This is a genomic window from Pseudomonas boreofloridensis (genome assembly GCF_030580795.1).
In the GTDB taxonomy this organism is placed as follows: Bacteria; Pseudomonadota; Gammaproteobacteria; order Pseudomonadales; family Pseudomonadaceae; genus Aquipseudomonas; species Aquipseudomonas boreofloridensis.
In genome coordinates this window covers 83,176-97,236 of sequence record NZ_JAUQOQ010000015.1, presented here as the reverse complement: position 1 = coordinate 97,236, position 14,061 = coordinate 83,176, and the positions used below count along the sequence as shown (strand labels likewise).

At 62.5% G+C, this 14,061-nt stretch carries 10 protein-coding genes; 6 read left to right on the top strand and 4 right to left on the bottom strand.

Translation table 11 applies throughout. The features are described 5' to 3' along the window. Nucleotides 1-55: 55 nt before the first annotated feature. The 3 genes from Q6A47_RS17585 to Q6A47_RS17575 form a co-directional block, all read right to left on the bottom strand. Nucleotides 56-1,411 (bottom strand): MFS transporter, encoded by a 1,356-nt coding sequence (locus tag Q6A47_RS17585; RefSeq protein ID WP_304484940.1) that lies wholly within the window; start codon nt 1,409-1,411, stop codon nt 56-58. A 100-nt stretch (nt 1,412-1,511) separates the two neighbouring features. Next, nucleotides 1,512-2,423 carry a 5-dehydro-4-deoxyglucarate dehydratase gene (gene kdgD, locus Q6A47_RS17580; RefSeq protein ID WP_295487172.1) on the bottom strand — a complete coding sequence of 304 codons (912 nt, stop codon included), beginning with the start codon at nt 2,421-2,423 and terminating at the stop codon, nt 1,512-1,514. 370 nt (nt 2,424-2,793) lie between these two features. After that, on the bottom strand, nt 2,794-3,606 hold the full coding sequence (locus Q6A47_RS17575) for a gamma-glutamyl-gamma-aminobutyrate hydrolase family protein (RefSeq protein WP_304484939.1): 813 nt from the start codon (nt 3,604-3,606) through the stop codon (nt 2,794-2,796). A gap of 398 nt (nt 3,607-4,004) precedes the next feature. Between Q6A47_RS17575 and Q6A47_RS17570 the strand changes: the two genes are divergently transcribed. Continuing rightward, on the top strand, nt 4,005-5,042 hold the full coding sequence (locus tag Q6A47_RS17570) for an Ldh family oxidoreductase (RefSeq protein ID WP_304484938.1): 1,038 nt from the start codon (nt 4,005-4,007) through the stop codon (nt 5,040-5,042). Between the two features lie 399 nt (nt 5,043-5,441). Here Q6A47_RS17570 and Q6A47_RS17565 read toward each other — a convergent pair whose 3' ends face one another. Beyond that, nucleotides 5,442-5,939 carry a hypothetical protein gene (locus Q6A47_RS17565; protein WP_304484937.1) on the bottom strand — a complete coding sequence of 166 codons (498 nt, stop codon included), beginning with the start codon at nt 5,937-5,939 and terminating at the stop codon, nt 5,442-5,444. Between the two features lie 253 nt (nt 5,940-6,192). Here Q6A47_RS17565 and Q6A47_RS17560 point away from each other — a divergent pair, with 253 nt between their 5' ends. From Q6A47_RS17560 to Q6A47_RS17540, 5 genes are all read left to right on the top strand, one after another. Continuing rightward, the gene (locus Q6A47_RS17560; protein ID WP_304484936.1) at nt 6,193-7,392 is read left to right on the top strand and encodes an amino acid aminotransferase; all 1,200 of its coding nucleotides are present in this window, start codon (nt 6,193-6,195) and stop codon (nt 7,390-7,392) included. Between the two features lie 202 nt (nt 7,393-7,594). Next, on the top strand, nt 7,595-8,875 hold the full coding sequence (locus Q6A47_RS17555) for a serine/threonine transporter (RefSeq protein ID WP_039577611.1): 1,281 nt from the start codon (nt 7,595-7,597) through the stop codon (nt 8,873-8,875). 91 nt (nt 8,876-8,966) lie between these two features. Continuing rightward, nucleotides 8,967-9,467 carry a thiol peroxidase gene (tpx, locus tag Q6A47_RS17550; protein ID WP_029615159.1) on the top strand — a complete coding sequence of 167 codons (501 nt, stop codon included), beginning with the start codon at nt 8,967-8,969 and terminating at the stop codon, nt 9,465-9,467. Between the two features lie 222 nt (nt 9,468-9,689). Then, a complete protein-coding gene (locus Q6A47_RS17545) occupies nt 9,690-10,961 on the top strand; it encodes an MdtA/MuxA family multidrug efflux RND transporter periplasmic adaptor subunit (RefSeq protein WP_039577614.1) in 1,272 nt (423 codons plus the stop codon). Next, entirely contained in the window at nt 10,958-14,053 is a 3,096-nt protein-coding gene (locus Q6A47_RS17540; protein ID WP_304484935.1) for an MdtB/MuxB family multidrug efflux RND transporter permease subunit, read from the top strand. Before Q6A47_RS17545 ends, Q6A47_RS17540 begins: the two co-directional genes overlap by 4 nt. Nucleotides 14,054-14,061 lie beyond the last annotated feature (8 nt).

Sequence of the window (14,061 nt, the reverse complement as noted above, 5' to 3'; positions counted from 1 at the left end):
CTCAAGCCCTTTTTGTCATTCATCTCAGGCGTTCATCCGGCGTTCTTGGTTCAGCTCATCGGCGCGCGGCCGCCAGCCCGCCAGTAGGCGCGGCGGCAGGCTTGGGCGGATCCTTGAGCTCGATACGCTTGATCGGCCCAACGATCACCAGGTAGCTGAACACCGCCACCAGCGCGTTGGCGCCGATATACACCAGTGCCCACTTGAACGAGCCGGTGGCGCTGATGATGTAGCCGATGACAATCGGTGTGGTGATCGAGGCGATGTTGCCGAAGGTGTTGAACAGGCCGCCCGAGAGTCCGGCGATCTGCTTGGGCGAGGTATCGGCGACCACGGCCCAGCCCAGCGCGCCGATGCCTTTGCCGAAGAAGGCCAGGGTCATGAAGCCGACCACCATCCACTCGGCCTCGACATAGTTGCAGAACACCATGGTGGTGGAGAGCATGAGGCCGCAGACGATCGGCAGCTTGCGCGAGAAGGTCAGCGAGTTGCCGCGTCGCAGCAGCCAATCCGACAGTACGCCGCCCAAGACACCGCCGATGAAGCCGCAGATGGCCGGCAAGGAGGCGATGAAGCCCGCCTTGAGGATGGTCATGCCGCGCTCTTGCACCAGGTACACCGGAAACCAGGTCAGGAAGAAGTAGGTGATGGCATTGATGCAGTATTGGCCGAGGTAGACCCCCAGCAGCATGCGACTGGTGAGCAGTTGCTTGATGTAGCCCCATTTCGGTCCGTCGTTGCCGCGTTTCTGGTCCATGTCCACCAGGCCGCCGTTGTGTTCGATGTGCTCGAGTTCGGCCGGACTGATACGCGGGTGCTGGCGTGGGTTGTAAATGGTTTTCATCCACACCGCCGAGAACAGGATGCCCAGGCCACCCATGACCACGAACACATGTTCCCAGCCGAAACTGAACACGATCCAGCCCATGAGCGGGGCGAACAGGGCGGTGGCGAAATACTGCGCCGAGTTGAAGATCGCCGAGGCGGTGCCACGCTCGGCGGTGGGAAACCAGGCCGCGACGATGCGGGCGTTGCCCGGGAACGACGGGGCTTCGGCGAAGCCGACCAGAAAGCGCAGGGTGAACAGCGTGACCACCGCCCAGGCGACCGGCAGGCCGCCGACGAAGCCTTGCAGCAGGGTGAACAGCGACCAGGTGAAGATGCTGAAGGCGTAGACATTCTTCGAACCGAAGCGATCGAGCAGCCAGCCACCGGGAATCTGTCCGGCCACGTAGGCCCAGCCGAATGCCGAGAAGATGTAGCCCAGAGTGACTGCGTCGATGCCCAGGTCCTTCTGCAGGCTGGAGCCGGCGATCGCGATGGTGGCGCGGTCGGCATAGTTGATCGTGGTCACCAGGAACAGCATGAACAGGATCAAGTAGCGCACGTGCGTTGTTTTCGTCGCTTGCATGCGGTTGAACTCCCACTAGTTATTGTTGTGCGGGGCGGTCGAATTGTAGGCCGGAGCAGCTGTGCTCCGGCGGCGGCCTGTGCTGGCCGCAGGGCTGCGCCTATTGCGGGCCCATCTTGTCCATCAGCGCGGCGAGCATCTGGTATTCCTCGTCGGTCAGGTCGGTCAGCGGTGTGCGCACGGGACCGGCGTCGTAGCCGGCGATACGGGCACCGGCCTTGACAATGCTCACGGCGTAGCCAGCCTTGCGGTTGCGGATGTCCAGATACGGCAGGAAGAAGTCATCGATCAGTTTGCCGACGGTCGCGTGGTCGTCGCGGGCGATGGCGTTGTAGAAATCCATGGCGGTCTTGGGCACGAAATTGAACACGGCCGAGGAATACACCGGCACGCCCAGTGCCTTGTAAGCCGCTGCATAGACTTCAGCAGTCGGCAGGCCGCCCAGATAGCTCAGGCGATCCCCCAGGCGACGGCGGATAGACACCATGAGCTCGATATCGCCCAGGCCATCCTTGTAGCCCACCAGGTTCGGGCAGCGCTCGGCAAGCTGTTCCAACTGGGTTGCGTTCAGCCGGCAGACGTTACGGTTGTACACCACGACGCCGATCTTGACCGACTTGCACACCGCCTCCACATGGGCGGCTACCCCGTCCTGGCTGGCTTCGGTGAGGTAGTGCGGCAGCAGCAGCAGCCCTTTGGCGCCCAGGCGCTCGGCTTGCTGTGCATATTCGATGGCCTGGCGAGTGGCGCCACCGACCCCGGCCAGGATCGGAACCGAGGTGGCGCAGGTGTCCACGGCAGTCTTGATCACTTGGCTGTATTCGCTGGCAGCGAGGGAGAAGAACTCGCCGGTGCCGCCAGCGGCGAACAGCGCGCTGGCGCCGTAGGGGGCGAGCCATTCCAGGCGCTTGGCGTAACCGGCGGGATTGAAGTCGCCGTGAGCGTCGAAGTCGGTGACCGGGAAGGACAGCAAGCCGTGGGAGAGGATGGATTTCAGTTCTTGTGGATTCATTGTTGGACGCATCCTATGGCGCTTGAGGAGGAAAGGGTTCAAGGCTAGAGGTAAGTTATCGTACAACCTAAATTCTGCAAAGAGGTCTGTTGAAAAATTTCGATGCCAGGCGACGGAGATCGAGAGGGTGAGAAGCAGGCAAGCTGTTCGATCAGCACTGAGTAGGATCAGCTAGCTGCTTACGGTTGCAGGTGTTTGCCCAACGTGATCGACTACTTGAAGGTTCAAGCAAGACTAGGCCAGGTCATCGTATGTCTAAGTCGCAGGGCCGTGAGTGGTGCTGATCATGTCTGGTCCGCACGTCAAAGGCAGACAGTCCCACTGCGGAACGACATTGCGTCGTCCCGCGATCAGGGTGTCAAGCACGCGATCAGGCCGCCTGATGGCGTTTTCCGGCCTTAGCTTTACGCACCTGGGCGCGGCACGCCTCGCCAAAGGCCTGGAACAATTTTATCGAATCCGGGTTCTTCGCGGCCTGCCATTCCGGATGCCACTGCACCGCGAACAGGAAGGGCGAAAGGCTTGGTGCATGGATGGCCTCGACCAGACCGTCTTCGGCACGCGCAATGGGCTGCAGGCCTTCCCCGAGGTTGCGCAAGCCTTGACCGTGGAGCGAGTTCACCCGGATCTGATCGCTACCCAGGATGTCGCGCAGCCAGGTGCCTGGTTCAATGGTGACGCTGTGGGAAGCGGCATACTGCACCTCGACCGGATCATCGGGATTTTCCCGATGATCGTTGAAACCGGGCTCGGCGTAGACCTTCTGATAGATGTCGCCACCGAGGGCCACGTTGATTTCCTGCATGCCACGGCAGATGCCGAAGATGGGCAGGCCACGGGCGATGGCCAGTTGTACCAGGGGGATGTCGAACAGGTCGCGATCCTTGTCCTGCGCTTTGCCGGGCGTTTCGTTCTGCTGACCGTACAGGGTCGGATCGATGTTGCTGCCAGCGCCCGTCAGGTACACGCCATCTGCCATATCCAGGTAGGCTTCGAGCGCCTCCGTACCACAGCAAGTGGGGACCAGAACCGGGATGCAGTCGGCGAAGTCGACCAGGGGCGTGATGTACTTGTGGGTCATGACCTGGTAGTCGTGACCTTTGCGCTCTTGGGTGCCCATGGTCATCAGGACGACGGGTTTGCGCAGGGCGGGTTGCTTGTTGCCAATGTTGCTGTTGGACATATGTCACCTTGGGACAGGTACTACCTGTCGTTGTTATGCAGGCGCGCGGCCTGAAGCCTGAAGTGCGCGGCCTGAAGCCCCGAGCACTGCCGGCGCAGCGATTGGCTGCGAAACCGGTCGGGGCATGGGATCTAGCTTGCCAGAGCCGTTCGATATGTCAAACGACCGAGCGGGCGGTTTAACGCGGTTTTCCGGGGTGTGCAGGGCTGCATGCCCGAGGCTGTAGGGGTTTGCCAGGGGCGCGGGTCAATAATAATTAACGACGCAGTTGGATCATTGCAGCGTTGCAATGAAGCGCACTGACCGCATGTGGTGATCGTCAGATTTGACAATGTGGCGGTGCTGGCCGAAGAGTGTCTGCCATGCCACCGACCCGCTATCACTGCAAGGAGCCGTGTATGTCCGTGTCCATAGAACCCTTGATTCGTGTACCTCTGGCCGAGTTGCAGGCGCTGTTGCAGCAGGTTTTCCAGCGTCACGGCTGCAGCGAAGCGGTGGCCGGTGTGCTCGCCGCTAATTGCGCGAGCGCCCAGCGTGACGGCGCGCACAGCCATGGCGTGTTCCGTATGCCGGGATACGTTTCGACCTTGGCCAGCGGTTGGGTCGACGGGCGTGCGGTGCCTGAGGTCAACGATGTCGCGGCGGCCTTCGTGCAGGTCGATGCCAAGGGCGGTTTTGCCCAGCCGGCCCTGGCTGCGGCCCGGCAACTGCTGGTGCAGAAGGTGCGTAGTGCTGGCATTGCGATGCTGGCGATACACAACTCCCATCATTTCGCGGCGCTGTGGCCGGACGTCGAACCGTTCGCCGAAGAGGGCCTGATCGCCCTGAGCGTGGTCAACAGCATGACCTGCGTGGTGCCCCATGGCGCGCGCAAACCCTTGTTCGGCACCAACCCGATTGCCTTCGCCGCGCCCTGCGCCGGGCATCCGCCGATCGTCTTCGACATGGCCACCAGCGCCATGGCCCATGGCGATGTGCAGATCGCTGCGCGTCAGGGTGAGCAACTGCCGACCGGCGTGGGGGTTGATGCCGCCGGTGAGCCGACCACCGATCCCCAGGCGATGCTCGACGGCGGCGCCTTGCTGCCGTTCGGCGGACACAAGGGGTCGGCGCTGTCGATGATGGTCGAGCTCCTGGCCGCAGGGCTGACGGGCGGGCACTTTTCGTGGGAGTTCGACTGGTCTCAGCACCCCGGCGCGAAGACGCCCTGGACCGGCCAATTGATCATCGTCATCGACCCGGCCAAGAGCACAGCCACACCGTTTTCCTACCGCAGCGCAGCATTGGTGGAGCAGATGCACGCGGCGGGCTTGTCGCGTTTGCCGGGGCAGCGGCGGTTCATCGAGCGTGAGTTGTCGGCAGACCGAGGCGTAGCGGTCACCGAGGTCCAGTGGCTGGAGTTGCAAGGGATGCTGGAGAGGCAAGTCGACGAGTGAATGGTTCGCTTGAATTTTAGTGGCTCAAGACAGCATGACTTCAGCTCGGTCTCTTGGTCGATTCCAGCAAGGCGCAGGCCTTCGATTTTTCGTACCAAAGTTCGCAAGGTATGTGTTCATTCGCACTGGGAATTTCAGTGGGAACTGGCATCTGAGCGATCAAAAAACTTGGCACGCTTAGACAATAGGAAACTGCCGAGGAGTATCAAAGCCCAGCCCCACCAAGCACCGTCCAAGTGAAGAAATCGTTTAACGCCCAGTGTTGACCAAACGGCTACACCTACCATGATTAATGCGAGACCTAAATGCCTACGAATGCGAGGCGATTCGCACAGCCACTCCAGCAGGAAACCTATCAGTAGTAGTGCAAGTGCCAGGTAGATTTCAGTCATTTCAAATCTAGATAATGAGCATGGTGGTTGATACTTGAGGTCCGATACCACCTTTAACCTCAGCCTGGAGAACTACCATAACGTTGCCGGCATGGTAGGGCGTCAACGCTTTCCGAGTCGCGAGCGCCGCTGCACTACCGGATACGCCACCTACCGCCCCTTTGGCCAATTTGCCAGATACCTTCGGCATTACCCACCCGGCGCCACGGGCAACGATCAAGCCGACCAGTGATGCAATTGTGATTTTGTTTTCGTTAAGTCTGTCGGCTTGCTGTCTGCTGAGAGGCCTGGAGACAGAGACTTGCAGGGTGCAAACACGTTCATCAGCAAGCATTCGCTCGTAAAGCTCTCGCATGGCACTCACCACTTTATAGTGTGCTCCATGGACGGAGGGGAGATTGGTTTCGGGGAAGTCGCAGCATTCCCCAGGTCTTATGATAAATACACTTACATCAAACGCTATGGCGTAACGACCGATAGAGTGATACGTCCTTTCAGGTTTCATGACCTCTCCTGGTGGGGCCTGCATAACGTTGATACTGCAACGTCAACAAGATAAATCGTTGCGCAGGCACAGCAAGACGGCCCTTTCTGAAAGATCCGTGGTGCGTTTCCGCTCAATTTTCCATGCTGTCATAACCCTCGGCATTGCAACGCCGCACACCCACCTTGCACATCCAGTGATGTTCCTCGCCGGCTCCTGCAGGTATGCTCGGGCCTGTCCTTCCGACTGTCCTGATTCCAAGGAGCTGCGCGCTGTGTTCAAACATGTCGATGCCTATGCCGGCGACCCGATTCTCTCGTTGATGGAGGCCTTCAAGGTCGATTCGCGGACCGACAAGGTCAATCTGAGTATCGGCCTGTACTACGACGAAGCCGGCGTGGTGCCGCAGTTGGCGTCGGTGGGCGAAGTCGAGAAGCGCCTGGCCGACCAGCCGCACGAGGCGTCGCTGTACCTGCCGATGGAAGGCCTGGCCAGCTACCGCCAGGCGATCCAGGCGCTGCTGTTCGGTGCAGACCACCCCGCAATCATCGAGGGCCGAGTGGCCACCGTGCAGACGGTTGGCGGTTCGGGGGCGCTGAAAGTCGGCGCCGACTTCCTCAAGCGCTATTTCCCGCAGGCCGAGGTCTGGGTCAGCGATCCAACCTGGGACAACCACCGCGCCATCTTCGAAGGCGCCGGATTCAAGGTCCATACCTACCCGTATTTCGACCCAGCCACCCGTGGCCTCGACTTCGAGGGCATGTTGGCGAGCCTGCAGGCGCTGGCGCAACAGAGCATCGTGCTGCTGCACCCGTGCTGCCATAACCCGACGGGCGTCGATCTGAGCCAGGACCAATGGCAGCAGGTGGTCGAAGTGGTCAAGGCGCGCCAATTGATCCCGTTCCTCGACATCGCCTACCAAGGCTTCGGCGAGGGCTTGGTCGAGGACGCCTACGCCATCCGCGAAATGGCCCGTGCCGGCGTGCCTTGTCTGGTCAGCAATTCCTTCTCGAAGATCTTCTCGCTGTACGGCGAGCGGGTAGGGGGGCTGTCGGTGGTCTGTGACGACATCGCCAGCGCGCACAGCGTGCTGGGTCAGCTCAAGGCGACCGTGCGCCGCAACTACTCCAGCCCGCCCAGCCATGGCGCGCTGCTGGTCGCCGGCGTGCTGGGCGACGCGCAGTTGAACGCGCAGTGGCAAGCGGAAGTCGGCGCCATGCGCACGCGGATCCTGGCCATGCGTCAAGGCCTGGTCGAGGCATTGGCCCGACACCTGCCAGGCCAGGACGTCCAGTTCTTCCTGCGCCAACGTGGCATGTTCAGCTACACCGGCTTCAGCCCCGAGCAGGCGCGTCGTCTACGTGACGAGTTCGGTGTGTACATTCTCGACAGCGGTCGAGTGTGCATGGCCGGGCTGCGTGAGGATAACCTGCAGCGCGTCGCCGAGGCCTTCGCGGCGGTGCAGCAGGGCTGATCCGAGCGCCCTCTGGAAGCGGCTCCACGCCGTTCCAGAGGGCAGCGTTTCCCTGCTACACCTGTCCCTCATGCCAACAGGGCTTCGCATTCGCCCCCATTCAGTGCACAATCGCGCCCCTCTTTTTCGGTTGGGGGTGGCGTGAGTCTCGTGTCTCGCCATGCTCAGCCTGTTGCAGTCTTGCGACTGGAGTTGCACCCGGATGAATGAGCAGGCCCAAAGCGTCGAGCAACGCTTCGAATCGACCCAACACGCCGCCCTCGGCAGCTGGTCACGTCAAGACACCACCTGGATGCTGGGCCTGTTCGGCACGGCCATTGGTGCCGGTACGCTGTTCCTGCCGATCAACGCCGGTCTTGGTGGCTTCTGGCCGCTGCTGGTCTTGGCTGCGCTGGCATTTCCCATGACCTACTACGCGCACCGGGCCTTGACCCGCTTCGTGCTCTCCGGCAGCAAGGAAGGCGACATCACCCAAGTGGTCGAAGAGCATTTCGGCATCACTGCTGGCGCGCTGATCACCGTGCTGTATTTCTTCGCCATCTTCCCGATCCTGCTGATCTACAGCGTGGCGCTGACCAACACCGTGGCCAGCTTCATGGAGCACCAACTGCACATGACCCCGCCACCACGGGCGATCCTGTCGTTCGTGCTGATTCTCGGCCTGCTGGCTATCGTGCGCTGCGGCGAGCAGGCCACGGTCAAGGTCATGAGCCTGCTGGTGTATCCGTTCATCGTCGCCCTGGCGCTGTTGGCGCTGTACCTGGTGCCGCATTGGAATGGTGGCATCCTCGATACCGCGCACCAGGTGCCGTCCGGCTCGTCGCTGCTGCATACCCTGTGGCTGGCGATTCCGGTGATGGTGTTCTCGTTCAACCATTCGCCGATCATTTCGGCGTTCGCCGTGGACCAGAAACGCCGCTACGGTGCCCATGCCGATGAGCGCAGCGGGCAGATCCTGGCGCGCGCGCACCTGCTGATGGTGGCGATGGTGCTGTTCTTCGTGTTCAGTTGTGTTCTGACCTTGAGCAGTGCGCAACTGGCCGAAGCCAAAGCGCAGAACCTGTCGATCCTGTCGTACCTGGCCAACCACTTCAGCAACCCGGCCATCGCTTTCGCCGCGCCGCTGATCGCCTTCGTGGCCATTGCCAAGTCGTTCCTGGGCCACTACATCGGCGCCAGCGAAGGCCTCAAAGGCATCATCGCCAAGACCGGCGCTCGCCCGGGCGCCAAGACCCTGGATCGTGTCGTGGCGGCGCTGATGCTGGTGGTGTGCTGGATCGTCGCCACGCTCAACCCGAGCATCCTGGGCATGATCGAGTCGCTCGGTGGTCCGATCCTGGCGGTGCTGCTGTTCCTGATGCCGATGTATGCCATTCGCCGCGTGCCGTCGATGCGCAAATACAGCGGCGCGCTGTCGAATCTCTTCGTCGTGGCGATCGGCCTGGTAGCCTTGAGCTCGGTGGTCTACGGCCTGCTGGCCTGAGTGAGTCAAAGCCTGCGGGCTTGCCCGCTTGCAGGCTGGCGCTAAAAACGATTAACTCGGGATCCTTTTCAAACCCATAAGGATTCGCGCCATGGCTCAAGTGACTCTCAAAGGCAACCCGGTTCAGGTCAACGGCGAGCTGCCCAAGGTCGGTGCCCAGGCGCCGGCCTTTTCCCTGGTTGGCGAAGGTCTGGCCGACAAGTCGCTCCAGGACTATGCCGGCAAGCGCAAAGTGCTGAACATCTTCCCCAGTGTCGACACCCCCACATGCGCCACCTCGGTGCGTAAATTCAACGCCCAGGCCAACGACCTGCCCAACACCGTGGTGCTGTGTATTTCGGCCGACCTGCCGTTCGCCCAGGCCCGTTTCTGTGGCGCCGAGGGCCTGACCAACGTGCACAACCTGTCCACGCTGCGCGGACGTGAGTTCATCGAGCAATACGGCGTAGCCATTGCCGATGGTCCGCTGGCAGGCCTGACCGCCCGTGCCGTGGTGGTGCTGGACGAACAGGACAAGGTGTTGCACGCCGAGTTGGTCAAGGAAATCGCCGACGAGCCAAACTACGACGCGGCGCTGGCTGTCCTCAAGTAAGCCTGCACTAACGCCGCTGCGCGCTGTGCACGCAGCAGCCTCGCCGAAAATACGCGGCCATACGGCCCGGACGCCTTTCCGGGCCGTTTTCATTTAAAGTTCATTGTTTTAGCAACGTCAGCCAATGGTAAATCCCTGGTAAAGCTCCTTTGCTAAACCGATGCCAGTGCTTATCGTTCAGCCTCTCCGGCCGCCACTCTCTGAACAAGGTTCGTTCAATCCATGCAAGCTTCCGTTTCCCGCTCCCCCCGTCGCTGGCTGATCGGCCTGCTGATCCTGCTGCTGGTGGCCCTGCTGGCCTGGTGGCTGTGGCCTGCGGCTGCGCCCAAGCACACGGACCCGGCGGTACGCATGGGCAAGGGCGGGCGACCGGGTTTCGGCGCGTCCAGCGATCCAGTGCCCGTGCGCGTGGAGCCGGTCCGCGTCGGTGATTTCCCGCTGTATTACAAGGCATTGGGCACCGTGACGGCGACCAGCACGGTCAACGTACGCAGCCGCGTCGCTGGCGAGCTGGTGAAGATTCACTTCACGGAGGGCCAGCAGGTGAAGGCCGGTGACCTGCTTGCCGAGATCGACCCGCGGCCTTATCGCATCGCCCTGCAACAGGCCGAAGGCACCTTGGCGCAGAACCAGGCGCAGCTCAAGAATGCCCAGGTCGATGTGGCCCGCTACAAAGGCCTCTACGCCGAAGACAGCATCGCCAAGCAGACTCTGGACACCGCCGAGGCTCAGGTCGGTCAGTTCCAGGGGCTGGTCAAGACCAACCAGGCGGCGGTCAACGATGCGCGGCTGAACCTGGAGTTCAGCCAGATCCGTGCCCCAATCAGCGGGCGTCTGGGCCTGCGTCAACTGGACCTGGGCAACCTGGTGGCGGCCAACGACACCACGGCGCTGGTGGTGATTACCCAGACCGAGCCGATCAACGTCGTTTTCACCCTTCCTGAAACCGAACTGGGTACCGTGCTGGACCGCTATCGCAGCGGCGCACGGTTGGCCGTCGAAGCCTGGGACCGGGGCGACAGCAAGCTGCAGGCCACCGGCGTGCTCGGCAGCCTCGACAACCAGATCGACACCAGTACCGGCACCCTCAAGTTCAAGGGCCTGTTCGAGAACAAGGACCGGGCCCTGTTCCCCAACCAGTTCGTCAACGTGCGCCTGCTGGCCGACACCCTCAAGCAGGTGGTGCTGGCCCCGGCAGCGGCAATCCAGTTCGGCAACGACGGCACCTTCGCCTATGTGGTCGGCGCCGACGACAAGGTCAATGTGCGTAAGCTCAAGGTCGGTGCCAGCGATGGCATCAACAGCGTGATCCTCGATGGCCTCAAGGATGGCGAGCGCCTGGTCCTGGAAGGCACCGACCGCCTGCGCGAAGGCACTCAGGTCGAGATCGTCGACGACAGCTCACAGGTGCCCGCCACTCCGGGTCAGCACCTGCAAGGCCAGGAAACCAAGGACGCCACCCAGGCCGGTGAGTCGAGCAAGGCGGGCGCATGAACATCTCGCGGCTGTTCATTCTGCGCCCGGTCGCCACCACGCTGACTATGCTGGCCATCGTGCTGGCTGGCCTGATCGCCTACACCCTGCTGCCGGTGGCGGCCTTGCCGCAGGTGGACTATCCCACTATCCGGGTCATGACCCTGTACCCCGGCGCCAGCCCGCAAGTGATGACCAGCGCGGTCACCGCACCGTTGGAACGTCAGTTCGGCCAGATGCCGGGGCTGAGCCAGATGGCCTCGACCAGCTCCGGCGGCGCCTCGGTCCTGACCCTGCGCTTCAACCTGGACATGAACATGGATGTCGCCGAGCAGCAGGTGCAGGCGGCGATCAATGCCGCCAGCAACCTGCTGCCCAGCGACTTGCCGGCGCCGCCGGTGTACAACAAGGTCAACCCGGCCGACACGCCGGTGCTGACCCTGGCCATCAGTTCGCGCACGCTGCCCTTGCCCAAACTCAACGACCTGGTCGATACCCGGGTGGCGCAGAAGATCGCGCAGATCAGCGGCGTCGGCATGGTCAGCATCGCCGGTGGCCAGCGCCAGGCGGTGCGCATCAAGGTCAATGTCGATGCCTTGGCGGCCAACGGCCTGAGCCTGGACGACGTGCGTACGCTGGTCGGCGCCTCCAACGTCAACCAGCCCAAGGGCAACTTCGACGGGCCGACGCGGGTGTCGATGCTCGACGCCAACGACCAACTGCGTTCCCCTGAGGAATACGCCAACCTCATTCTCAAGTACAGCAACGGCGCGCCGCTGCGTTTGAAGGACGTCGCCGAGATCGTCGATGGCGCCGAAAACGAACGCCTGGCCGCCTGGGCCAATGAAAACCACGCCGTGCTGCTGAACATCCAGCGTCAGCCTGGGGCCAACGTCATCGATGTGGTCGACCGCATCAAGACGATGTTGCCGTCGATCACCGACAACCTCCCGGCGGGCCTGGACGTCAGTGTGCTCACCGATCGCACCCAGACCATCCGCGCCGCCGTGCGCGACGTCCAGCATGAACTGCTGTTCGCCATTGCCCTGGTGGTGATGGTCACCTTCCTGTTCCTGCGCCGCTTCAGCGCCACGATCATTCCTTCCATCGCCGTGCCGCTGTCGCTGGTCGGCACCTTCGGTGTGATGTACCTGGCCGGCTTCTCCATCAACAACCTCACGCTGATGGCCCTGACCATCGCGACAGGATTCGTGGTGGACGATGCCATCGTCATGCTGGAGAACATCTCGCGCCATATCGAGGAAGGCGAAACGCCGCTGCAGGCCGCGCTCAAGGGCGCGCGGCAAATCGGTTTCACCTTGATTTCGCTGACGTTCTCGTTGATCGCGGTGCTGATCCCCTTGCTGTTCATGGCCGATGTGGTCGGCCGGCTGTTCCGTGAGTTCGCCATTACCCTGGCGGTGGCGATCCTGATCTCGCTGGTGGTGTCGCTCACCCTGACACCGATGATGTGCGCACGGCTGCTCAAGCGCGAGCCCCGGGAAGAGGAACAGGGCCGTTTCTACCGCGCCAGCGGTGCCTGGATCGACTGGTTGATCGAGCGCTACAGCCAAGGCCTGCGCTGGGTACTGCGGCATCAACCGCTGACGCTGCTGGTCGCGCTGGCCTCGTTGGCGCTCACCGTCATGCTTTACGTCATCGTGCCCAAGGGCTTTTTCCCGGTGCAGGACACCGGCGTCATCCAGGGCATTTCCGAGGCGCCGCAGTCGATCTCGTTCGCCGCCATGAGCGAACGTCAGCAGGCGCTGAGCCAGGTGATCCTGCAGGATCCGGCGGTGCAGAGCTTGTCGTCCTATATCGGTGTGGACGGCGACAACGCCACCCTCAATAGCGGTCGCCTGCTGATCAACCTCAAGCCCCATGCCGAGCGCGACGTCACCGCCAGCCAGGTGATCGCCCGGCTGCAGCCGCAACTCGAGCGCCTGGTCGGCATCCGCCTGTTCATGCAGCCGGTGCAGGACCTGAGCATCGAGGACCGCGTCAGCCGCACCCAGTACCAGTTCAGCCTGTCGTCGCCCGATCCGGACATGCTCGCCGAATGGAGCGGTAAGTTGGTGCACGCGCTGCAGCAGCGCTCCGAGCTGACCGACGTGGCCAGCGACCTGCAGGACAAGGGGCTGCAGGTGTACCTGGCGATCGACCGCGACATGGCCAGCCGGCTGGGCATCAGCGTGGCGCAGATCACCAACGCGTTGTACGACGCCTTCGGTCAGCGGCAGATTTCCACCATCTACACTCAGGCCAGCCAGTACCGCGTGGTGCTGCAGGCCCAGGCGGCCGCCAACATCGGTCCGCAGATGCTCGAATCGATCCACGTCAAGGCCGCCGATGGCGGACAGGTACGCCTGTCGGCGCTGGCCCGGATCGAGCAGCGCCAAGCGCAGTTGGCAATTTCCCACATCGGCCAATTCCCGGCGGTGATGATGTCCTTCAACCTCGGCCAGGGCGTTTCGCTGGGCGAAGCGGTGCAGGTGATCGAACAGGTGCAGCACGATATTGGCGTCCCTCTGGGGGTGCAGACGCGCTTCCAGGGCGCCGCCGAGGCCTTCCAGGCCTCGCTGTCGAGCACCTTGCTGCTGATTCTCGCCGCTGTGGTGACCATGTACATCGTGCTCGGCGTGCTCTATGAGAGCTACGTTCATCCCGTGACCATTCTGTCGACGCTGCCTTCGGCGGCGGTCGGGGCGTTGCTGGCGTTGCTCATCAGCGGCAATGACCTGGGCATGATCGCCATCATCGGCATCATCCTGTTGATCGGCATCGTCAAGAAGAACGCGATCATGATGATCGACTTCGCCCTGGAGGCCGAGCGTCACCAAGGCATGAGCCCGCAGGAGGCGATCTACCAGGCCGCGTTGCTGCGCTTCCGGCCGATCCTGATGACCACCTTGGCCGCGCTGTTCGGTGCTTTGCCGCTGATGCTGGCCACGGGCTCCGGCGCCGAGCTGCGCCAGCCCCTGGGGCTGGTGATGGTCGGTGGATTGCTGGTGAGCCAGGTGCTGACCCTGTTCACCACCCCGGTCATCTACCTGTACTTCGACCGCCTTTCGCGCCGCTGGCGGCGCAGCCCCGCGCTGGAGACTCAGGTATGAGTGGCAAG